Annotated in this window: 21 protein-coding genes and 1 riboswitch; of the genes, 4 read left to right on the plus strand and 17 right to left on the minus strand. The window is 64.2% G+C overall.

Annotated features, from left to right (window positions below):
- Positions 1-23 precede the first annotated feature (23 nt).
- Complete coding sequence (gene bla, locus AB4Y82_RS04315) at positions 24-914, minus strand: subclass B3 metallo-beta-lactamase (protein WP_441611124.1); 891 nt, start codon at positions 912-914, stop codon at positions 24-26.
- 214 nt (positions 915-1,128) lie between these two features.
- Complete coding sequence (locus AB4Y82_RS04320; RefSeq protein WP_441602690.1) at positions 1,129-2,097, minus strand: potassium channel beta subunit family protein; 969 nt, start codon at positions 2,095-2,097, stop codon at positions 1,129-1,131.
- 145 nt (positions 2,098-2,242) lie between these two features.
- Here AB4Y82_RS04320 and ahr point away from each other — a divergent pair, with 145 nt between their 5' ends.
- Complete coding sequence (gene ahr, locus AB4Y82_RS04325; RefSeq protein ID WP_441611125.1) at positions 2,243-3,250, plus strand: NADPH-dependent aldehyde reductase Ahr; 1,008 nt, start codon at positions 2,243-2,245, stop codon at positions 3,248-3,250.
- A 59-nt stretch (positions 3,251-3,309) separates the two neighbouring features.
- On the opposite strand, the gene AB4Y82_RS04330 is transcribed toward ahr, so the two are convergent.
- The 12 genes from AB4Y82_RS04330 to ribD all read right to left on the minus strand — a co-directional run bounded on the left by AB4Y82_RS04330 (position 3,310) and on the right by ribD (position 14,446).
- Complete coding sequence (locus tag AB4Y82_RS04330) at positions 3,310-3,885, minus strand: hypothetical protein (protein WP_441602463.1); 576 nt, start codon at positions 3,883-3,885, stop codon at positions 3,310-3,312.
- A gap of 36 nt (positions 3,886-3,921) precedes the next feature.
- Entirely contained in the window at positions 3,922-5,076 is a 1,155-nt protein-coding gene (locus tag AB4Y82_RS04335) for an acyltransferase family protein (protein WP_441611126.1), read from the minus strand.
- Between the two features lie 834 nt (positions 5,077-5,910).
- Positions 5,911-6,411, minus strand: a complete 501-nt coding sequence (locus AB4Y82_RS04340) for a phosphatidylglycerophosphatase A family protein (RefSeq protein WP_441602461.1) — start codon at positions 6,409-6,411, stop codon at positions 5,911-5,913.
- Positions 6,408-7,385, minus strand: a complete 978-nt coding sequence (thiL, locus tag AB4Y82_RS04345) for a thiamine-phosphate kinase (RefSeq protein ID WP_441602460.1) — start codon at positions 7,383-7,385, stop codon at positions 6,408-6,410. The genes AB4Y82_RS04340 and thiL overlap by 4 nt, the downstream gene beginning before the upstream one ends.
- 40 nt (positions 7,386-7,425) lie before the next feature.
- The gene (locus AB4Y82_RS04350; protein WP_441602459.1) at positions 7,426-7,965 is read right to left on the minus strand and encodes a GNAT family N-acetyltransferase; all 540 of its coding nucleotides are present in this window, start codon (positions 7,963-7,965) and stop codon (positions 7,426-7,428) included.
- Positions 7,965-8,411 (minus strand): transcription antitermination factor NusB, encoded by a 447-nt coding sequence (nusB, locus tag AB4Y82_RS04355; RefSeq protein ID WP_441602458.1) that lies wholly within the window; start codon positions 8,409-8,411, stop codon positions 7,965-7,967. The genes AB4Y82_RS04350 and nusB overlap by 1 nt, the downstream gene beginning before the upstream one ends.
- Complete coding sequence (ribH, locus tag AB4Y82_RS04360) at positions 8,411-8,872, minus strand: 6,7-dimethyl-8-ribityllumazine synthase (RefSeq protein WP_046970675.1); 462 nt, start codon at positions 8,870-8,872, stop codon at positions 8,411-8,413. Before ribH ends, nusB begins: the two co-directional genes overlap by 1 nt.
- A gap of 40 nt (positions 8,873-8,912) precedes the next feature.
- Complete coding sequence (gene ldcA, locus AB4Y82_RS04365; RefSeq protein WP_441602457.1) at positions 8,913-9,884, minus strand: muramoyltetrapeptide carboxypeptidase; 972 nt, start codon at positions 9,882-9,884, stop codon at positions 8,913-8,915.
- Positions 9,885-10,054: 170 nt separating this feature from the next.
- Positions 10,055-11,146 (minus strand): bifunctional 3,4-dihydroxy-2-butanone-4-phosphate synthase/GTP cyclohydrolase II, encoded by a 1,092-nt coding sequence (ribBA, locus tag AB4Y82_RS04370; protein ID WP_441602456.1) that lies wholly within the window; start codon positions 11,144-11,146, stop codon positions 10,055-10,057.
- Positions 11,147-11,195: 49 nt separating this feature from the next.
- Positions 11,196-11,837 (minus strand): riboflavin synthase, encoded by a 642-nt coding sequence (locus tag AB4Y82_RS04375; protein ID WP_441602455.1) that lies wholly within the window; start codon positions 11,835-11,837, stop codon positions 11,196-11,198.
- A 128-nt stretch (positions 11,838-11,965) separates the two neighbouring features.
- Positions 11,966-12,134: riboswitch (FMN riboswitch) on the minus strand.
- Between the two features lie 127 nt (positions 12,135-12,261).
- On the minus strand, positions 12,262-13,278 hold the full coding sequence (locus AB4Y82_RS04380; protein WP_441602454.1) for a Gfo/Idh/MocA family protein: 1,017 nt from the start codon (positions 13,276-13,278) through the stop codon (positions 12,262-12,264).
- Positions 13,279-13,345: 67 nt separating this feature from the next.
- The gene (ribD, locus tag AB4Y82_RS04385) at positions 13,346-14,446 is read right to left on the minus strand and encodes a bifunctional diaminohydroxyphosphoribosylaminopyrimidine deaminase/5-amino-6-(5-phosphoribosylamino)uracil reductase RibD (protein ID WP_441602453.1); all 1,101 of its coding nucleotides are present in this window, start codon (positions 14,444-14,446) and stop codon (positions 13,346-13,348) included.
- Positions 14,447-14,549: 103 nt separating this feature from the next.
- On the opposite strand from ribD, the gene AB4Y82_RS04390 reads away from it, so the two are divergent.
- Entirely contained in the window at positions 14,550-14,705 is a 156-nt protein-coding gene (locus AB4Y82_RS04390) for a hypothetical protein (RefSeq protein ID WP_441602452.1), read from the plus strand.
- Between the two features lie 689 nt (positions 14,706-15,394).
- A complete protein-coding gene (purD, locus tag AB4Y82_RS04395) occupies positions 15,395-16,678 on the plus strand; it encodes a phosphoribosylamine--glycine ligase (RefSeq protein ID WP_441601922.1) in 1,284 nt (427 codons plus the stop codon).
- A 72-nt stretch (positions 16,679-16,750) separates the two neighbouring features.
- Here the strand turns inward: purD and AB4Y82_RS04400 are convergent, their stop codons facing one another.
- From AB4Y82_RS04400 to AB4Y82_RS04410, 3 genes are all read right to left on the minus strand, one after another.
- Complete coding sequence (locus AB4Y82_RS04400; RefSeq protein ID WP_441601923.1) at positions 16,751-17,161, minus strand: SRPBCC family protein; 411 nt, start codon at positions 17,159-17,161, stop codon at positions 16,751-16,753.
- Positions 17,162-17,206: 45 nt separating this feature from the next.
- Positions 17,207-17,653 (minus strand): SRPBCC family protein, encoded by a 447-nt coding sequence (locus AB4Y82_RS04405; protein WP_441601924.1) that lies wholly within the window; start codon positions 17,651-17,653, stop codon positions 17,207-17,209.
- Positions 17,654-17,738: 85 nt separating this feature from the next.
- Positions 17,739-18,395 carry a dihydrofolate reductase family protein gene (locus AB4Y82_RS04410; protein ID WP_441601925.1) on the minus strand — a complete coding sequence of 219 codons (657 nt, stop codon included), beginning with the start codon at positions 18,393-18,395 and terminating at the stop codon, positions 17,739-17,741.
- Between the two features lie 231 nt (positions 18,396-18,626).
- Between AB4Y82_RS04410 and AB4Y82_RS04415 the strand changes: the two genes are divergently transcribed.
- Complete coding sequence (locus tag AB4Y82_RS04415; protein ID WP_441601926.1) at positions 18,627-20,501, plus strand: MFS transporter; 1,875 nt, start codon at positions 18,627-18,629, stop codon at positions 20,499-20,501.
- Positions 20,502-20,519 lie beyond the last annotated feature (18 nt).

Below are 20,519 nucleotides of genomic sequence, written 5' to 3' on the forward strand. Positions count from 1 at the left end.
TGATAATAATTCTCATTTCCGTGTCAACACCCTGTTTTGCCGGCGGTCGATTGCCCTACGCGCTCCTTGGCCAGCCTGTCATCCAGGCTGCGGGTTCCCATCTGCGCGTAGGCCTTACAGGCGGCGGGGTCCACCAGGGGATCGGGCGCGCCGGCGCTGCGGCGGGCCACCTTCTCGAGGAAATAGATCTGGTCGGGATGCGGCACCATCAAAATGTCGCAGGGCAAGCTGGCGATCACGGCCAGCCCGTGCCTGTAGTTGCTCACCCGCTCCGGATGGGCCGCATCGCTGTAGCGGAAACTGCCAGCCGTCAGCGCGCTGATGCTATCGGCGTAAACCATGTTGAGGCAGCGCTTGCCCTCGCACGACTGCCATGTCCAGGTGGTGCTGCCGGGGGTATGTCCGGGTGTGTAGTGGGCAGTCACGGTCACGTCGCCCAGGCGGACCACGCCGTTGTCTGCAACGACCTCCACCGAACTCACCGGCGGATACGTCGGCGCGTCGCCGTATTGCGGATCGTTCGGGTAGTGGCCACCCAGCTGCAACTCCTTCGCACCGACTTCACTTGCCATCACACGCGCACCGCTGTCGCGCGCGATCGCAGCGATGCCGCCGGCATGATCCGAATGCGCGTGCGAATTGAGGATGCGCTTTACATCGTGCAGCTGAAAGCCCAGCGCTTTGATATTGGCCTCGACCAGCGCGGCGTTCTGCGGCAGCGTGCCATCAAGCAGCACCAAACCGTCAGATGATGCGATAAGAATGGCGGTGAGCCCGTGCGTGCCGACGTAGTAAGTGTTGCCGTAGATGCGAAACGGCTGCTGCGGTTGCGTCCAGGCCGCCTTGTCAGCGTGCGCCACGGTGATCGAGGCGAGCGCGAGGCAGCCGCCAATCGCGATGCGGGAAAGTTTCATAAGCCAACATCCGTGATGGAAAGTCGGGGCAGCATGTCGCGAATTTTGCGGATGCCGAGGGCCGTGCGCGGGCGACACGGCGACCAGTTGTGGCAAACCGCGGGCAAAGGGCATTCGCTGTGTGTGGGAGCGCACCCTGTGCGCGACAAACCAACGGAGCGATACACCCAGGCGTGGCGGTCGCGCACAGGGTGCGCTCCCACAGAAAATCAGCTCACGCTACCGCCGTCGCGATGCGCCTCAACACATCCCCATCCAGCTTCGGCAACAACGCCAACGCCCCAAGATTCTGCTCCAGTTGCTCCAGCTTGCTCGCACCCAGCATCACCGTGGAAACATGCGGATTGGCCAGGCACCACGCAATCGCGAGCTGCGCCATGGAGACGCCGAGTTCATCGGCGATCGGCGCCAGTCGTCGCACCTTTTCAAGTCGCGAGCCGTCATTCTCGAGCACCGCTTCACGCAGCCACTCATAGCCCGGCTGCGCCAGACGCGATTCGGCAGGCACGCCATGGTTGTACTTGCCGCTCAGCAGACCCGACGCCAGCGGCGACCAGATGGTGGTGCCCATGCCATAGGTGTCGTACAGCGGCGCGTATTCCTGCTCCACGCGCTCGCGATGCAGCAGGTTGTACTGCGGCTGCTCCATCGTCGGCGCGAACATGTGGTTGTCGCGCGCCGCCCGATGGGCTTCGATGATGGCCTCCGCCGGCCATTCGCTGGTGCCCCAATAGAGCACCTTGCCCTGGCGCACCAGTGTATCCATGGCTGCCACGGTTTCGACAATCGGCGTATCCGGATCGGGGCGATGGCAGAAGTAGAGATCCAGATGATCGACACGCAAACGCTGCAGCGCCTGATGACAGGCTTCGATCACATGCTTGCGCGACAGGCCGCGCTGGGTGGGCAGCGGATTATCCACCGCGCCGAAATACACCTTGCTCGACACGCAGTAGCTGTCGCGGGGAAAGCGCAGATCGGCGAGCACATCGCCCATCAGTGTCTCGGCGACGCCATGGTTGTAGACCTCGGCGTTGTCGAAAAAATTGATGCCGTGATCGTGGGCCATGGCCAGCAGATCACGCGCCAGCGAACGCCCCACTTGCGTGCCAAAGGTGACCCACGCGCCGAATGAAAGCGCAGAAAGCTGCAGGCCGGATGTGCCAAGGCGACGGTATTGCATGGGAGCGCTCCACGGGTGGGGATGGAACAGCATGCCAACAGCGTGCGTCATTCGTCCATCGTTGTGCTTTACACGTGGCACCGACACGGGGCGCCCTAGACTGCGCGTTTTCCCACATGCCACCCTCCCCGACCGGAGCAATGCCATGTCAACCATGCAAGGCTGGGCTGTCCAGGAAGGGGGCAAGCCGCTGGTGCTTGCCGAGTTCGATCTCGGCCCCTTGGGCGCCGAAGAAGTGGAAGTGGCGGTGGACTATTGCGGCGTCTGCCACTCCGATCTTTCGATGATCAACAACGAATGGGGCATGTCGCGCTTTCCCTTCGTACCGGGGCACGAGGTCGTCGGACGAGTCACGGCTCTGGGCCCGCAGGCAAAAGGGTTGAAGGTAGGCCAGCGCGTGGGCATCGGCTGGACCGCGGGCAGTTGCATGCATTGCCATCAATGCCTGTCGGGGCACCACAACCTGTGTCCCGAAGTGCAGCCGACCATCGGCGGCCATCACGGCGGTTTCGCCGACAAAGTGCGCTCCCACTGGGCCTGGGCCATTCCTCTGCCCGACGGCATCGACCTGCCGAGTGCGGGCCCGCTGTTGTGCGGCGGCATCACGGTGCTCAAGCCGTTTCTGGCCTACAACATCAGCCCGACCGCCCGCGTTGGCGTGGTTGGGATCGGCGGCCTGGGGCATATGGCGGTGAAGTTTGCCCGCGCCTGGGGTTGCGAAGTCACTGCCTTCACCTCCAACGCGTCGAAGGCGGACGAGGCGCGCAGCTTCGGTGCGCACAACGTCGTTTCCAGTCGCGATGCCAACGCGATTGCGGGCATCGCCGGCTCGCTGGATCTATTGCTGGTGACGGTGAATGTGCCGCTGGACTGGGCGGCGCTGCTCGGCACACTCGCGCCGCGTGGTCGCATGCATGTGGTGGGCTGCGTGCTTGAGCCCATTCCCGTCTCGGCGTTCGCGTTGATTCTGACGGAGCGGGAGGTTTCCGGCTCGCCCACCGGCGCACCGGTGGATATCGCCACCCTGCTCGACTACGCCACCCGCCACGACATCCGCCCGCAGGTGGAAATGTTCCCCATGTCGGACGTCAATGCCGCGCTCAAGCATCTTGAGGAGGGCAAGGCGCGCTATCGCATCGTGCTCAAGGCCTAGCCGCCTGAAGCAGTATCGACGGCCGCCCGACCAGGCGGCCGTCGATGAGAACGCTGCACTTACGGCAGCGTATGGACGTCTACACGGTTCTCGATGCCCTGGTCGGCCTCGGGACGCCACAGCGTGCTCTTGAGCGGATCGCCCAGACCCCACGCCTTCAACTCGCTGATCAACGCCTCGTTGTCGCCATCTTTGCGGACGTAGAAATCCAGGTGGCGGAAATCGTCGCAGGCGGTATCGCAGTGATAGCTGGAGAAACCCAGCGCCTCGATCTGGCCGTACTCGTTGAGGATCACCGCGGCCGCGCTGCCGCCGCACTCGCGCGCCGGGCAGGCGGTGAACAGGAAGCGCTTATCGGCCAGCACCTGCACCGACGGCGAGGAGCCGCCCAGCGCCGACAAGGCCTGCTCGCTCACCGAGCGACTGCCGCGGAAATAGTTGACCTTGCTGTCGCCGGCGAAATGCCCCAGCGCCGTCACGAAGCCATTGGCTCGCGAGAGCTGGTTGGCGTTCGCGCAGGTCGACGGATCAATCGTTCGGCAAGGGCCCGCCGGCGCCGCCGTGGCGGCAAACACGGAACAAGGCACGACAGACAACAGCAGCATGAAACACACAATGCGCATGAGCTTGCACATGACACCCTCCCCTTAGAGTGAATCCCCTAACCCACATCAGGCCGCATCCGTTCCGGCTCCGGCAATCACGCCAGACGCGTGAGCTGCAGCCGGCGCCTGATGTAAAACCCGCGTCCGCAGTTTCAGGAATGGACGCTCCACCCCGTAGTGAAGCAACGCACCGACCCCCAACACCGCTGACGCATAAGCTGCAAAAGTCAGCAGGCCATGACCGTCCAGCTTTTCCCCCGCCGCGGATTCCACCAGATGGAATACCGCCTTGTGTGACAGATACAAGCTGTACGACACCGCCGCCAACCAGCCGGCCCCCGGTACGCGCAGACGCGCAAGCACGCCAGAGGTTTGAGCGCCGGCCAACACCAGCAGCCCCAGGCCGAAGGAAAGCAACGGATACCCCACCACGGTGGGAATGAAGCCGGTCCGATCGCGGAATAACATGATCGCACCGCCGACTACCGCTACCCCTGCGAGCAGAAAGCCGTTGGCATGTCGTCCCCATCGGGACCAGAGGACGGGCCGATAGACCCTGGCCGTAGCCAGCATCACGCCCATCAAGAGGCCGTCCAGACGGGACCACGTGGGATAGTAAATGCGCTCCAGGAAGGTTTTTCCATAGGAATTTTGGTCAAGACCGGCCAACGGCGCCAGTTCCCAGGCCCACATCACACCCCGCACCACCATCCCCGCCAGCACCACCGCCGTGCATACCAGCACGAACCGACGCACGGACGGACGCCGCGCCAGCCACCATGCCAGTAGCGGGAACAGCAGGTAGAAATGCTCCTCCACGCACAACGACCATACGTGGGAGAACGCCAGGTGATCCTTGGCGTCGATCAGCAGGTTCACCGTAAAGGTCAGGAACTGCCACAGCGGCTGCAGCTCCCCCTGCTCGCGCACGGACGGCCAAATGAAATACGCCGCCACCACGACCAGGTACGCCGGAAGGATGCGGAAGGCGCGGCGCTGGTAGAAATCCCCGAACGAGAATCCCCGCCCCTCCGCCAGCGGCTTGAGCACCTGCGAGCCGATCAGAAAGCCGCTGAGGACAAAGAACAGGTCCACGCCCATCCACCCGTTCTGCTCGATCCCGCCGAAATGACCCCAGCCACCGATGATGTACGAATGGAAAATCATCACCCACACGATTGCTATCGCGCGCAGTAAATCCAGACCCGGCAATCGGTTCACGTCATCTCCCCTTGGCATCCCTGCGGCATCCGACGCGAACGCATCGAACGGAATCGCGACCGTGAAATATATCGCGGCGCGCAGGCGGGACGGTGTTGGGTTTGTGGCAAAAGCGGGGCTTGGCCCGCTTCAGCTGCCGCATGGAAGCACCGCCGTAAAGATGCCAATGCCCCGACCTTCAGCCAAGCGCCAACCTAGCCATGTGGGAGTGCATCCTGTGCGCGACGAGCCTACGGAGCGGTACACCCCAGCGCCGCGGTCGCGCACAAGTGCGCTCCTACAAGGGAGCCATCAGGCCTGTACCGATCGGCTTGTCTGTGTGGGAGCGCACCCTGTGCGCGACAATCCTACGGAGCGGTACACCCCAGCGTGGCTGTCGCGCACAGGGTGCGCTCCCACAGACAAGCGCCAGGCGTGGCACCAGGTGCGCCATGTGTGACCCAAAGCCGATGCGCAGCGAGGCCCCGCTTTAAGTCCTCAGCGATTCGGGCGCGTTGCGGAGCGCTTGGAAGTATCCCCTGTGTACCCTCGGAGGTTGTCCCACGACGGCGCGCCTCGAGCGTTCGGGCTTATCCCAGCACGATGCTGCGGGCGTTATCAGGCCATTTTCTTTGGGTTACTTTTCTTTTGGGCCAGCAAAAGAAAAGTGACTCGAGCGGCGGCAGCCGATCGAAACGCCCGCCGCGTAGGCGGCACGCTGGCCTCGAGGCAACAACCGAAGACTGACGAAACTGAGTGACCAGCCATTCGGCTGTTAAAGAGCGCCTCCGGCCTACGCCGGAATAACGAGCTCAAAGCCGAATCCGATCTACGACGTGGTAACAACCAAACGGGTCAACGCAGCAAGGCCATCAAAATGGCAAGCACCACAGCCGCAAACACCCCCGCCACCACATCATCCACCATCACCCCCACCCCACCCTTAAGCCGACGATCCAACCACCCAATCGGCCAAGGCTTCCAAACATCAAACAACCGAAACAACGCAAACCCGACCACCACCGCCCACCACGGCCCCATCACCGCCGGAATCAGCGCAATCCACAACCCAACAAACTCATCCCACACGATGCTGCGATGATCGTCCACACCGACCAGGCGCCCCGCCACCCCGCACGCCCACACGCCGATGACGAAGCCCACCGCAATCGCGAACACATAGAGCTGCACCGGCAAACTGCGCAGCAACAACCATGGCAGCAGCGCCGCCAGTGAGCCGAACGTGCCCTGCGCCACCGGCGCCAGGCCAGAACCAAAACCGCAGGCCAGCCAGCCCGCTGGCGTAGCGAGCAAGGCGCGTCGTTGTTCCGGGGTGAGGATCGTCTTGTCGCTCATGCGAAATGGTCCCAGCCGCGTTGCGAGGGTTCCAGCCATTGTCCTTGGGCGTCGCGCACGCGCACGCCGGCGCCTTCGATTATGCGCCCGATCCGCGTGGCGCCGCAGCCAAGGCGCGCCAGATCGGTCTGAACGTCGGCCACCAGTGCCGGCGGCACGGTGAAGCACAGTTCGTAGTCGTCGCCGCCGGCCAGCGCGAAGTCGCGCACGGACAGGTCGTCGAAGCTTGCCATCAGCATCGGCGAGCACGGCAGCAAGGGCGCTTCGATTTCCGCGCCCACGGCGCTTTCATCGCAGATATGCCCAAGGTCAGCGAGCAAGCCGTCGGAGATATCGATGCAGGCACTCGCCCGATCGCGCAGCGCCAGGCCAACCGAAAGGCGAGGCGTGGGCCGATGCAGTCGTTCGATCAGATAGGCGGCGCGCCCGTCGCCTTCATCCACGCGCGCGCCGCGCTGTAGCAGATGCAAACCAGCGGCTGCGTCGCCCAGCGTGCCGGTAACCAGCACGACGTCGCCTGCGCGCGCGCCGGTGCGCGTCAGCGCTTTGCCGGGCGGGACGAAACCATGCACCGCAACGCTGATGGTCAGTGCGCCGCGCGTGGTGTCGCCGCCGATCAGGGCAAGCCGGTGCGGCTGCGCCAACTGGGCAAACCCTTCGGCGTAGCCATCAATAAAAGCGCTGAGCTGCTCCGCCGGTTGCGTCGGCAACGTCAGCGCCAGCAATGCCCAGGCCGGGCTCGCACCCATCGCGGCGAGATCGGAAAGATTCACCGCCAGCGACTTCCAGCCGATATCCGCTGCCGCCGTGCCATACGGGAAATGCACGCCTTCGACCATGGTATCGATCGCGATGGCCAGCTCCTGCCCTGCCGGTGGCGCGACCACGGCGGCATCGTCGCCGATGCCCAACTTCACGTCTTCGCGGCCTTGCGCGGTGCGCTCGCGGATACGGTCGATCAGTCGGAATTCCATGGCTTGCGACCTGCGCTGATCAGTCGGTCCAGCCAGAAAGTCAGCGGCTGAAGACCAGGGTGGGAGCGTCGTGATAGGTGGATTCCTGCCACAACGTGAAACCGGCCTTCTCCGCCACGCGGATCGAAGGCAGGTTGTCTGGCGAGATGATGCACACCTGCCGTCGATCGGCGAAGTTGCGCTCGCCCCAGGCGATGGCGGCGGCCACGGCTTCGCTCGCATAGCCTTTGCCTTGCGCATGCGGCGCCAGTGCCCAGCCGAATTCCAGCATGCCCTGCAGCGAAGGCTCCATCTCGCGCCTGAGATCAGCGAAGCCGACGTCGCCAATGAAGCGGCCGGTGGCTTTCTCTTCGACGGCCCAGTAGCCGTAACCAAGCGTGTGCCACAGTCCGATGTACTGCAGAAAGCGACGCCAGACTTCTTCGGCACCAAACGGACGCCCGCCGATAAAACGGGTCACCTCAGGGTCGGACCACAAGGCCACGCGTTCGGCATGATCGTCGACGCGATGCGCACGCAGGCGCAGGCGCGCGGTCTCGATCACGGGAATCACGGACGCATGCTCCGCGGCCCCGTCCATCAGTGACGCTTCTCCGTGGTGCGCAGCACGCCGGCGAGCTTGTCGAGTACGCCGTTAACGTAGCTGTGGCCATGATCCGCACCGAAGCGCTTGGTGACTTCAATCGCCTCGTTGATGATCACGCGGTACGGCACATCCGGGCGGTACTTGAGCTCATAGGTGGCCAGGCGCAGGGCGGCGCGCTCGATCGGGTCGATCTGCTCCACGTCGCGGTCCACGTAGGACTTGATCGCCTCGTCGATGGTCTTGACGTTGCGCTCGACACCGTTGAGCAGGTCCTCGAAGTACTCGAGATCCGCCACTTCCATGTCCTGCTCGTGGCGGAACTGCTCGATCACGGCATTCATGCGGCTGCCGCCGATCTGCCAGGCGTACAGCGCCTGCAGCGCACGGCGACGGGCGCGCGAGCGTGCAGCCAGATCGATGCCTTCGGGGCGAGAGTTCATCACAGCTTTCCGTACAGATTGACCATCTCGAGCGCGGCCAGGGCGGCATCCGCGCCCTTGTTGCCGGCCTTGGTGCCGGAACGCTCGATGGCTTGTTCGATGGTGTCGGTGGTCAGCACGCCAAACGCCACCGGCACGCCGGAGGCATAGGCTGCCTGGGCCAGGCCCTTGGCGCATTCACCGGCAACGAAGTCGAAATGCGGGGTGGAGCCGCGGATCACCGCGCCCAGCGCGATCACCGCAGCGTACTTGCCGGAGCTGGCGACCTTGTTGGCGGCCAGCGCGATTTCCCAGGCGCCCGGCACGCGGATCAGCTCGATCGCATCGTCCTTCACGCCATGGCGCACCAGCACGTCACGAGCGCCGGCCACCAGCGGCTCGACGACAAAGCCGTTGAAACGGCCGGCGACGATGGCAAAACGGCCCTTGGGCGTGGCGAAATCGCCTTCGATGGTCTTCATGGGGTATGCGTTTCCTGGGTTCCGGGCCCGGAGGGGCCGTCTATTTTACGGGATGCAAGGGCGGCGTGCCCGGATCGGGCCGGGAAACCGCCCCAGCGAGGGTCGGATGGCCGCGAAAGCTCAGGCTGGCCTGGCCTGCCGCCACCCGCAAGCGGGCTGGGACGCCGAACGGGAGCGTGAATTTGTCCGGCTCATGGCCAAACGGCAGGTCGCGGACGATGGGAATCCGCGCCACCCGGGCCAGTTGCTCGAACGCGGCCTCGGTGTCGTAGCCGTTGTCGTAGGTATGCGGGCGGCACTGGGTGAAATGGCCCAGCACCAGGGCGCGCTGGCGACCCAGCAGGCCGGACAACTGCAACTGGTACAGCAGGCGCTCGAGGCGGAACGGCGGCTCGCCGATGTCTTCCACGAACAGGATGCCGTCATCGATGACCGGGAAATAGGGCGTCCCAAGCAGGCTGCACAGCATGGCAAGGTTGCCACCCCACAGCGGGCCTTCGACCTCCAACTCCGCGGCGCTGGATGTGCTCCAGCTGGCGGTGGCCTGCGGCTCGCCCACGGCGCGCCAGAAGTGTTCCCACATGAGGCCGTTGAGCTCGGGCGCACCAAAATCGGGACCCAGCATGGGGCCGCCGAAGGTGACCAGTCCGCCCTTTGCGTAGAGCGCCATCTGGATGGCGGTGAAGTCGCTATGGCCAACCAGCAAGGTGTTGGAGCCTGTCAGCCGCTCGCGCAGCGCGTCGTAGTGCAGGTACTCGAGCAGGCGGGTGGCGCCGTAGCCGCCGCGGATGGCGAGCGCGATGTCCGGCAGCTGCTGCATCGTCGCCAGCGCATTGAGGTCGGCTGCGCGTGATGCGTCGGGACCGGCAAAACGATGTTCGACGCGATCGAGCACTTCCAAGCCATCCACCGCGCAACCGGCCGCCTGCAGACGCGCGATACCGCGCGCCATGGCGTCGCGGTCATGCGGATAGCCCGAAGGGGCGATGAGGCGGATGGCGGGAGAGGTCATGGCGGTGGTTTGTGGTGAAAACCTGAGTATGCCGGTGGATGGATGGCGTGGAAGTGGCGAAGGTGGGCAAACCCTCTGTAGGAGCGCACTTGTGCGCGACCAACCAACAGGGCGGAAACAATCCGGCGCTGCGGTCGCGCACAAGTGCGCTCCTACAAGGGGATGCCTGCTTAGACGTACTCGGTCACTTCCAGCCCGAAACCGCCCAGCCCCACCATCTTGCGCGGCGTACCCAGCACGCGCAGCTGGCGGATGCCCAGGTCCGCGAGGATTTGCGCGCCCAGGCCCAGCTGTCGCCATTCCTGCTGCTGCGCCTCCTCCGGCGCCTGCACCGAGGGCTGGCGATTGAGGCGACGCAGCAAGGCGTCGGCGGTGTCTTCGCCCGACAGCACGAGCAGCGCGCCGCGGCCTTCATCGGCAATGCGGCGCAAGGCGGAGGTGACCGTGAGGCCGAGGTCGTCACGCTGCAGATGCAGCACGTCCGACAGCGTGTTGCGCACATGCACGCGGGTGAGCACGGGCTCGCCATCGTCCACGGTGCCGCGCACCAGGGCGAAATGCAGGCCGTGGCGAATGGCATCGCGATAAGCCACCAGCTTGAACGCACCGAATTCGGTATCGACATCGCCCTCGTAGACGCGCTGCACGGTCTTCTCGGTTTCCAGGCGATAGCGGATCAGGTCGGCGATCGAGCCGATCTTCAGACCGTGCTTTTTCGCGAAGATTTCCAATTCGGGCCGGCGCGCCATCGAGCCGTCTTCGTGCAGGATTTCGATCAGCACGGCCGAGGGCTCAAGGCCTGCCAGCGCTGCCAGATCGCAACCTGCCTCCGTATGCCCTGCGCGCGTCAGCACGCCACCGGGCTGGGCCGTCAGCGGGAAGATATGACCCGGCTGGGACAGATCCTGCGGCTTCGCATCGGACTTCACCGCAACCTGGATGGTGCGTGCGCGATCGTGCGCGGAAATACCCGTGGTGACACCTTCGGCCGCCTCGATGGAGACGGTGAAGTTGGTCTGATACGGCGAGGTGTTGTCCACCACCATCGGCCGCAGGCCCAGCTGGCGAGTGCGCTGCTCGGTGAGCGTGAGGCAGACCAGGCCGCGCGCCTCGCGCACCATGAAGTTGATGTCCTCGGGGCGCACCATCTGTGCCGCCATGATGAGGTCGCCTTCGTTCTCGCGATCTTCATCGTCGAGTATCACGACCATGCGGCCGGCGCGGATGTCTTCGAGGATTTCGGGGATGGTGTTGAAGCTCATGGGGTGTCCAATTCAGTAACGTTGTGCGCCGCGCGTGGCGACGTGGCGATCACGCAAAACCGTGTTGCTTGAGAAACGCTTCATCAATCCTCGGCGCATCGCCACTGGCGATCAGCCGTTCGATGTAGCGAGCGACCACGTCCACTTCGAGGTTTACTGCATCGCCCGCGCGACGCGCGTTGAACGCCGTGTGTTCCACCGTATGCGGAATAAGGTTGACCCCGAAGCGATGGCCGTTCACCTCGTTCACGGTGAGGCTGGTGCCGTCGATGCAGATCGAGCCCTTGGCGGCGATGTAGCGCGACAACGATGCAGGCGCCTCGAAGACCCAGCGCAGTGAGCGGCCATCGGGCGTGATCGACACCACCTTGCCCACGCCATCGACATGGCCGGACACCAGATGCCCACCCAGGCGATCGGCCAGGCGCAAGGCTTTTTCCAGGTTCACCGGGTCGCCTGCGCGATGCTTGCCCAGCGTGGTCAGCGAGAGTGTTTCGTTGGAGACGTCCGCGCTGAAACCGCGCGCTTCCAGCGTCACCGCGGTCAGGCATACGCCGGACACGGCGATGCTGTCGCCCAGTTGCACGTCGGAGAGATCGAGGTCGGCGGTGTCAACGTACAAACGTACGTCACCTCCGCGAGGTTCTAGCCGCGCGATGCGGCCCACGCTCTGGATGATGCCGGTAAACATCAGCGCACCTCCGAAACGGAGGCGGCGAAAGAATGGCAACGATGCTTGGACATGAAACGTTTCCCGCGTAAGAGTGCGAAAAACGCCCCAAGGCGTCAGGCAGGCGCACGCCACCAGGGCCTGCACCGTACCGTCTTCTCTCATCCGGACTTTCTGGCCGCCATCGCTGGCTGCCAACCGTCGGCTCCGGCATTGGACCGGATCTGCTGACCTTCCGATGACCTGGAAGCGCTCGCGGGCTCATGCCTTACGGCACCTACCGCCGGTGGGGAATCGCACCCCGCCCTGAAGACGTCGTTTTGTAGTTTGCCGGCGAACCGGCCGGCGCAGTTTAACACCATCCCGGGCAGCGGCCGCCGCTGCAGCGTCCGCCCCGGGGAACAATGTGTCGCCTGGGAGTGAGTGCCTTCCGCGAGCCTTTGGGTTACAGGCTCGCGATCTGGCCAGTTTCCTGGCGGTAGTCGCGCAGCACCTGGTCCATCACCCAGCTGGTGCGCGCGCCGCTTTCGGCGGTGGACGGACAGGCGCCCTTGTGCCCGGTCAGCTCAGCCACGATGGTTTCGATCAGCGGCTGCTGGATATGCAGCGGGTTGGCCACGCGGTAGTCGTGCGAGCCTTCCATGTTTTCCACATGGATCGGCCCGTCGCCGAAGGTGGCGAACGCGATGCGGCCCTTGTCCCCTATCACCTCGATTTGGTCGTGGCGCTTGAAGCTGTCGAAACTCCACAAGCCGCTGCCGAGCATGCCGTTGCCGAACTGGAACGACATGGCCACGCCGTCTTCGACCGGATACGCACCCAACTGATTGGTTGCCTGCCCGCTGACCGAAACGATGGGGCCGAACAGCCAGTCGAGGATATCGAGCGTATGGCAGCCCAGATCCATGAACACACCGCCGCCGGAAATCTCCGGACGCACGTGCCAGGGCAAGTTGGCCGGATCCTGATAACGCGGATGATGCGGTTCGTACAGCACCGTGTTGACGATGCGCGGCTTGCCGATCGCCAGCTGACCGAAGATCAGCTCGCGCACTTTCTGGAAGCGCGGCAGGCTGCGGCGGTAGTACGCAACGAACACGGGCACCTTCGCCTGCTGCCCCGCATGGATGATGGCCTCGCACTCGGCGTGATCCATCGCCATCGGTTTTTCGATGTAGACGGGTTTGCCCGCGGCGATGCTCATCAAGGCGTATTCCTTGTGCGTTGATGGCGGCGTAGCCACGTAGACGGCGTTGACGTCGGCGTCGTCGATCAGCCTGGCCGCATCGTCGTACCAGCGCGGCACGCCATGGCGTTCGGCGTAATCGCGGGCTTTTTCACCGTCGCGGCGCATTACCGCCATCAACGCGGAGTTCGGCGTCTTGCTGAAGCCCGGACCGCTCTTCACCTCGGTGACATTGCCGCAACCGATGATGCCCCAACGTACCGCTGCCTTCGTCATGTGCTCTTGAACTCCTGCTTGCGACATGGCCGGTGATAGCCATCAAACTCGATCGTGAATCCGTCGCTCACGCGACGGGACGCAGCAAAAGCCGCATATCCTCGCCCAGCACGCGCCGATCGAGCGTGCGCAGTTTCCAGCGCGACGCCATATCACTGAGTGAGGGCAATCCCATTAGCGCTTGTGCGTTGTCGCCGAGCAGCACTGGCGCGATGTAGAGCAACAGCTCGTCGACCAGTCCGGCGGCGAACAACGCGCCGCACAGATTGGGGCCGGCCTCGACATGGACCTCGCTGATATGGCGACGCGCGAGCTCGTCCATCACGGCATGCAGGTCCATCGCACCGCCCTGCTCCGCGACCACCGCCAACTCCGTTGCCTGAAAGCGTGGATCGACCGGCGTGTACTGTTCGTTGTGCAGCACCAGGGTCGGCATCGTGCCATCGAGCACATGGCTGTTGGACGGCGTACGCAGGCGATTGTCGAGCACCACGCGCCATGGAGGCGTAAATGCCTCGCCTTCCGGCAGCCGCACGGTGAGTCGCGGGTTGTCCGCCAGCACCGTGCCCGATCCGGTGAGTATCGCCGAACTGCGCGCACGCCAGCGCTGCACATCCGCACGCGCCGCCTCGCCCGTGATCCACTTCGATTCGCCATTGGCGAGCGCCGTGCGGCCGTCCAGGCTCATCGCCAGCTTCACGCGCACCCAGGGGCGTCCGCGTTCGATACGGCTGAAGAAACCGATGTTGAGTTCGCGTGCCGGCTCGCGCATCAGGCCGGTTTCCACCGTGATGCCGGCGTCGCGCAACTTGCCGATGCCGCGCCCGGCGACCTGGGGGAACGGATCTTCCGCGGCGATGACTACGCGCGAGACGCCGGCAGCGATCAGCGCATCCGCGCATGGCGGCGTACGACCGTGATGGGCACAGGGCTCCAGCGTCACGTACGCAGTAGCGCCGCGCGCCTGCTCACCGGCTTCGCGCAACGCGTGGACCTCGGCATGGGGCTCGCCAGCCCTCACGTGATAACCCGCCCCCACCACCTGTTCGGCATGTGCGACGACGCAGCCGACGCGAGGATTGGGATGGGTGGTGTAGAGGCCAAGCTCGGCGAGGCGCAAGGCGTGCGCCATGTGCAGGTGGTCGATGGCGGTGAATGGGGAGGCCATGCGGGGTCGCTTTGGGGTGCGGGTGGGGGGAGTTTAGGCGAAGAGGTGGGGTTGCTTGTGATTCTGGGGTTTTAGTGGGGGTTTTAGGCCTGGAGCTCATGTCATGGCCGCTGCGAAGAACGGCGGATACTTGTGGTTCGTCGTTCCGTCGCACAGATCGGGGCTCGCTTTTGCTCGTCACTACGGCGCTGACTGGCAGCGCTGTTCAACGGCCGAATGGCTGGTCATCCAGAGCTTCGGTGTTTCCTTGTCACCTTGAGGCCAGCGTGCCGCCTACGCGGCGGGCGTTTCGAACGGCTGCCGCCGCTCGAGTCACTTTTCTCTTGCTGGCCCAAGAGAAAAGTAACCCAAAGAGAATGGCCTGATAACGCCCGCAGCATCGTGCTGGGATAAGCCCGAACGCTTGAGGTGCGTCTGATGGGACAACCTCCGAGGGTACACAGCGGGTACTGCCAAGCGCTGCGCAACGCGCCCGAATCGCTGAGGACTTAAAGCGGGGCCTCGCTGCGCATCGGCTTTGGGTCACACATGGCGCACCTGGTGCCACGCCTGGCGCTTGTCTGTGGGAGCGCACCCTGTGCGCGACAGCCGCGCCGCGGTGTACCGCTCCGTAGGTTTGTCGCGCACAGGGTGCGCTCCCACAAAGAACTGAGCGGCAGCATTGATCCGCCATCCACAGGCCAGCGCGATCCCTTGTAGGAGCGCACTTGTGCGCGACCGCGGAGCTCAGATGTGCCGCTCCGTAGGTTGGTCGCGCACAAGTGCGCTCCTACAGTTGCGCCGTGGCCAGCTTGCCGCCACGCGATGCGCCGCACTCCTCACTCTCACCTGGCCCAACCCAGCCTCCCGCTGAAGCTCCCCCGGTGCTGCACTGCGAAAACCCCCGCCGCCCTTTACAATGGCCCGCTGCGCCGCTCCAGGCGCACCCCTATGGCAGTTGGAGTCCCCATGAAAGTCCTGGTCATCGGCAGCGGCGGGCGTGAACACGCGTTGGCGTGGAAGCTCAAGCAGTCGCCGCGCGTGAGCGAAGTGATTGTCGCCCCGGGCAATGCGGGCACGGCGCGGGAAAAGGGTGTGCGCAACGCCGACGTGGCGGTGACCGACCTGGATGGCTTGTTCAAGTTGGCCAAGGACGAAAAGATCGGGCTGACCGTGGTCGGTCCCGAAGTGCCGCTGGTAGCCGGTGTGGTCGACAAGTTCCGCGCGGCGGGGCTGCGCTGCTTCGGCCCGCGCGCGGTGGCCGCGCAGCTGGAGGGCTCCAAGGCATTCGCCAAGGACTTCCTGCTCCGCCACAACATTCCCACCGCGCGCTACGCGGTGTTCACCGAACTCAACCCCGCGCTCGCCTATGTGCGCCAGCATGGCGCGCCCATCGTGATCAAGGCCGATGGCCTGGCCGCGGGCAAGGGTGTGGTGGTGGCGTTGACGCTGGCGGATGCCGAGCAGGCGCTGCATGACATGCTGGGCGCGCATCAGTTTGGCGATGCATCCGCGCGCGTGGTGATCGAGGAATTCCTCGACGGCGAGGAAGCCAGCTACATCGTGGTGAGCGATGGCCAGCACGCCTTGCCGATGGCGAGCAGCCAGGACCACAAGCGCCGCGACGAAGGCGATCTGGGTCCCAACACCGGCGGCATGGGCGCGTATTCGCCTGCGCCCGTCGTCACGCCTGACGTCGAGAAGCGCATCCTCAAGGAAGTGATCGAACCCACCCTGCGTGGCATGGCGATGGAAGGTGCGCCCTTCATCGGCTTCCTCTACGCCGGCCTGATGATCGACAAGAGCGGTACGCCCAAGGTCATCGAGTTCAACGTGCGCTTCGGCGATCCGGAAACGCAACCGATCATGCTGCGCCTGAAATCCGATCTGGTGGATCTGATCGAAGCCGCGCTCGACGGTGAGCTGCATCACACGCATGTGCAGTGGGACGCGCGCCCGTCGCTCGGCGTGGTGATGGCGGCGGGTGGTTATCCGGGCAAGGTGCGCAGCGGCGACGTCATTACCGGGCTGGACAGCGATTTTGGCCCCAGCGTGAAAGTGTTCCACGCCGGCACGCAGCTCGATGCGCAGGGCAAGGTCGTCACTGCCGGCGGTCGCGTGTTGACGGTGTGTGCGCTGGGCAAGGACATCGCGGCTGCTCGTGAACACGCTTATGCGGCAGTGGCCAAGATTCACTACGAGGGCGGCTTCTGCCGTCGCGATATCGCGCATCGCGCGCTGCATCGCCTCTGAGCTGATCGATTCATCCCGCTGAAAGCCCCGGATTTCCGGGGCTTTTCTTTTGCATCATCCGTGACAGCGCATTCATCGCGCCTCTTCCACGATCTTCTTCAGCGAACGCAGTACGTCGCCAAAATCGCCCGTCACCTGCGGCCCGATCGCCTCAGCCTCGGGGCCGGTGATCCCGGTGGCGTAAGTCACTCTCACCCGATGTGGCGAGAGTGCTTCGATACGGTGGTCGACCACAACGCGCGTTTCATCGATAACGGTTGCGTCGGTAAAAGCCTTGCGCTCGTCCACCGCGATCAAGGTGCTGACGAACGCGTCCGTGCCCGGCGGCTGCATGGTGAAGGTGGTGCCGGTGGCAAACGGCCCATGCAACTGGATGTGTTCGATGCCTGCGTTCCAGCGCTGCCAGCCGTGCACATCGGCAAACACCGCCCAGACTTGCGCCGGTGTGGCGTCGATCTCGATGCCTTCTTCATGCGTCCACATGACAGCTCCTTGCGAGTCGTGGAACGCAGGCGTTCCATCAATGAATCAGCCGGGAATCTCCGGCTCGACCAGGTTCGCCAGATGCAGCAGCGACTCCTGCCAGCCCAGATAGCATGCCTCGGTGGGGATCATCTCCGGGATGCCTTCCTGCACCACGTTCATTTCCGTGCCGCAGGAAACTTGCCTCAGGGTGACCGTGGTCTGCATCTCGCCAGGCAGGTTCGCATCGTCGAAGCGCGCGGTGTAGCGAATGCGTTCACCGGGCACGAGCTCCCGATAGGTGCCGCCAAACGAATGGCTGTGACCGCTGGTGAAATTGGTGAACGACATCTGATAGGTGCCGCCGACCTTGCCATCGAGATACTGCACCTTGCCGGTGAAACCATTGGGCGGAAGCCAGCGCGCCATGGCGTCGGCATCGAGGAAGGCGCGATAGATCTTCTCGGGCGTGGTGCGAAGGACACGGTGGAGCGTAACGGTACCGGTGGTCATGCCTGGGACTCCTGTTCAGGGAAGAACGGTCCGCGGTGGGACCTTCATCCATACGACGAACCTGTCGCGCCTTTTTCGACGTCTGCTATCGATCCTCTCGACGCAGGATGACGTGAGTGGCGCGTTCGCCTGCGATGCTGTCCACCGCCTGGTAACCGAGCTCAGGCAGGTCCAGGCCCTGGAACAAGGCTTCGCCACAACCCATCAACCACGGCCGCACAGCCAGATGAAGCTCATCGATCAGGCGCGCCTCAAGGTACTGGCGCACCGTGGACACACCGCCACCGATGCGAACGTCCTGGCCGTTCGCGGCGACACGTGCCTGTTCCAGTGCGGCGTCGATGCCATCAGTGACAAAATAGAACGTGGTGCCACCCGCCATGGTGAGCGGTGCGCGTGCGTACTGGGTCAAGACGAACACCGGCACGTGATACGGCGGCTCCTCACCCCACCAACCCTTCCAGCTGTCATCAGGCCATGGGCCACGAACCGGGCCGAACATATTGCGGCCGAGTATCCACGCGCCAATGTTCGCGAAGCCCTTTTCCGCCATGTCGTTGTCAACGCCGGTTTCGCCCTCGCTGCCGCTGTCGCCATGCATGCGCTGGAACATGCGGGTGGGGAAAACCCATTCCATCAGGCCCAGGCCACCCACGCCGAGCGGATGCTCAAGATCCTGGGCGAGTCCCGCGGCGTAACCATCCAGCGATACGGCAAAACTTTGCACGCGAACTTTCGACATGACGACTATCCGTGTTGGAGGAGTTACCTATCCGACGAACCATCGGCGCCGATATCGACACGAGCTGATCCCGGCGCCTGCCGACGCAACGGAGCATGCCAGAAAGCGAGCGGAGGCGATGTCGACGCCCGGTCGTCACCGCTTGCCGATGCAGACGCCGACGAGCGTCCGTGCGTGATGTCCCCGCTGCTATGCTCCGCGCGTGAAGGACACCACGCCACCGAGCTGCGCATGAGCCAATTCAACCTGCTGGGAAGCCGACGTTTCGCGCCATTCTTCTGGACGCAGGCGCTGGGCGCGTTCAATGACAATGCGTTCCGCAACGCGATGGTCATGCTGGTGGCGTTCCAGATGGGGCTGGATGACAAGACGGTGTCGCTCTACACCAATCTGGCGCCGGCCCTGTTCATTCTTCCCTACTTCCTGTTTTCGGCCACGGCCGGGCAGCTGGCGGAGAAATACGAGAAGTCGCGCATCATCCGCTATGTGAAGCTGTTCGAGATCGCTGCCATGGCGATCGCCGCAGTCGGCTTTTACACGCACCACACCACCTTGCTGCTGGTGGTGCTGTTTCTGATGGGGCTGCACTCGACCACGTTCGGTCCAATCAAGTACGCGATCCTTCCGCAGGCGCTGAAGCCGGAAGAACTGGTCGGCGGCAACGGCCTGGTGGAAATGGGCACGCAGCTGGCGATGCTGATCGGCATGATCGCCGGCAATTCGTTGATGTTGATTGCGGGTTATGGGCCGTTGGCTGCCTCCGCCACCACGATTCTTGTCGCGGTGCTTGGCTATCTCGCCAGCCGGCGCATTCCGCCAGCACCTGCCACGGCGCCGGATCTCGTGTTCAACTGGAATCCAGCCAGCGAAACCATGCGCGTGCTTGGCATCACCAAGCAGGATCGTCGCGTGTTCAACGCGGTGCTCGGCATTTCCTGGTTCTGGTTTTTCGGCACCGTGTTGATCGCGCAACTGCCCAATTACACGCGCCTCAACCTGGGTGGCGACGGTTCGGTCAATACGCTGGTGCTTACGCTGTTTTCGCTGGGCACGGGTGTCGGCGCCTTGCTGTGCGAACGCATGTCCGGACGCCGCGTGGAAGTGGGCCTGGTGCCGTTGGGTGCATTCGGCCTGACGGCATTTGGCGTCGATCTCTACCTGGCCCATCCGCATCTGGCGACCGCGCATGGCCTGGACTGGCTGGGTTTCATCCATGGCGCGGGCAGTTGGCGCGTGGTGATGGATCTCACCCTGATCGGCGTCTTCAGCGGTTTCTACGTAGTGCCGCTGTTCGCCTTCGTACAGGCGCGCACGCCGCGCGACCGGCTGTCGCGCGTGATCGCGGGCAACAACATCATCAACGCGCTGTTTATCTGCCTGGCCTCGGGTTTCGGGCTGGCGCTGGGTGCACTGGGTTTCACTGCCGTGCAGATTTTCCTCGCCGCCGCGCTGCTCAACGTGCTGGTGGCGGCGTACATCTTCACCATCGTTCCCGAATTCCTGATGCGCTTCATCACCTGGGTGCTGGTGAATACGCTGTACCGCGTGCGCGTCGACGGACTGGAAAACATTCCGCAGGAAGGTCCTGCCCTGCTCGTGTGCAATCACGTGAGCTTTATGGATCCGTTGCTGCTGATGGCGAATCTGCGCCGGCCCGCGCGCTTCGTCATGTACTACAAGATCTTCAATATCCCGGTGTTGAAGTTCGTGTTCCGCACGGCCAAGGCGATCCCAATTGCAGGACAGAAGGAAGATCCGGTCGTGCTGCAGCGCGCCTATGACGAAGTGGATGCCGCACTCGCCGATGGCGAGCTGGTGTGCATCTTCCCCGAGGGCGGCTTGACCAAGGACGGCGACATCGCGCCGTTCCGGCCTGGCGTCGCGCGCATTCTGGAGCGACGCCCCGTGCCGGTCGTGCCCCTGGCCTTGCGCGGTTTGTGGGGCAGTGTGTGGAGCCGGCGCGATTCGATGTTGCACCGAGCGCGCCTGCCGCGACGCTTCCGCGCTCGCGTGGAACTGGTCGCCGGTACGCCCTGTTCACCTCAGGACGTGCAGTTGGACACGCTGGAGGCTCGCGTGCGAGAGCTGCGTGGCGATTTCGCCTGACAACTTGCTTGGCGATCG

It is taken from the genome of Dyella sp. 2YAF14, from assembly GCF_052114725.1.
In the GTDB taxonomy this organism is placed as follows: Bacteria; Pseudomonadota; Gammaproteobacteria; order Xanthomonadales; family Rhodanobacteraceae; genus Dyella.

Coding starts and splice junctions, on each gene's coding strand:
- ribBA (WP_441602456.1), bottom strand. CDS start 11,146: ATGAGCTTCAACACCATCCCCGAAATCCTCGAAGACATCCGCGCCGGC.
- AB4Y82_RS04320 (WP_441602690.1), bottom strand. CDS start 2,097: ATGCAATACCGTCGCCTTGGCACATCCGGCCTGCAGCTTTCTGCGCTT.
- AB4Y82_RS04405 (WP_441601924.1), bottom strand. CDS start 17,653: ATGACCACCGGTACCGTTACGCTCCACCGTGTCCTTCGCACCACGCCC.
- AB4Y82_RS04390 (WP_441602452.1), top strand. CDS start 14,550: ATGGCCGCTGCGAAGAACGGCGGATACTTGTGGTTCGTCGTTCCGTCG.
- AB4Y82_RS04350 (WP_441602459.1), bottom strand. CDS start 7,965: ATGGACGGGGCCGCGGAGCATGCGTCCGTGATTCCCGTGATCGAGACC.
- AB4Y82_RS04330 (WP_441602463.1), bottom strand. CDS start 3,885: ATGTGCAAGCTCATGCGCATTGTGTGTTTCATGCTGCTGTTGTCTGTC.
- ldcA (WP_441602457.1), bottom strand. CDS start 9,884: ATGACCTCTCCCGCCATCCGCCTCATCGCCCCTTCGGGCTATCCGCAT.
- AB4Y82_RS04415 (WP_441601926.1), top strand. CDS start 18,627: ATGAGCCAATTCAACCTGCTGGGAAGCCGACGTTTCGCGCCATTCTTC.
- ribD (WP_441602453.1), bottom strand. CDS start 14,446: ATGGCCTCCCCATTCACCGCCATCGACCACCTGCACATGGCGCACGCC.
- AB4Y82_RS04340 (WP_441602461.1), bottom strand. CDS start 6,411: ATGAGCGACAAGACGATCCTCACCCCGGAACAACGACGCGCCTTGCTC.
- ribH (WP_046970675.1), bottom strand. CDS start 8,872: ATGAAGACCATCGAAGGCGATTTCGCCACGCCCAAGGGCCGTTTTGCC.
- nusB (WP_441602458.1), bottom strand. CDS start 8,411: ATGAACTCTCGCCCCGAAGGCATCGATCTGGCTGCACGCTCGCGCGCC.
- AB4Y82_RS04375 (WP_441602455.1), bottom strand. CDS start 11,837: ATGTTTACCGGCATCATCCAGAGCGTGGGCCGCATCGCGCGGCTAGAA.
- ahr (WP_441611125.1), top strand. CDS start 2,243: ATGTCAACCATGCAAGGCTGGGCTGTCCAGGAAGGGGGCAAGCCGCTG.
- AB4Y82_RS04400 (WP_441601923.1), bottom strand. CDS start 17,161: ATGTGGACGCATGAAGAAGGCATCGAGATCGACGCCACACCGGCGCAA.
- thiL (WP_441602460.1), bottom strand. CDS start 7,385: ATGGAATTCCGACTGATCGACCGTATCCGCGAGCGCACCGCGCAAGGC.
- AB4Y82_RS04380 (WP_441602454.1), bottom strand. CDS start 13,278: ATGACGAAGGCAGCGGTACGTTGGGGCATCATCGGTTGCGGCAATGTC.
- bla (WP_441611124.1), bottom strand. CDS start 914: ATGAAACTTTCCCGCATCGCGATTGGCGGCTGCCTCGCGCTCGCCTCG.
- purD (WP_441601922.1), top strand. CDS start 15,395: ATGAAAGTCCTGGTCATCGGCAGCGGCGGGCGTGAACACGCGTTGGCG.
- AB4Y82_RS04410 (WP_441601925.1), bottom strand. CDS start 18,395: ATGTCGAAAGTTCGCGTGCAAAGTTTTGCCGTATCGCTGGATGGTTAC.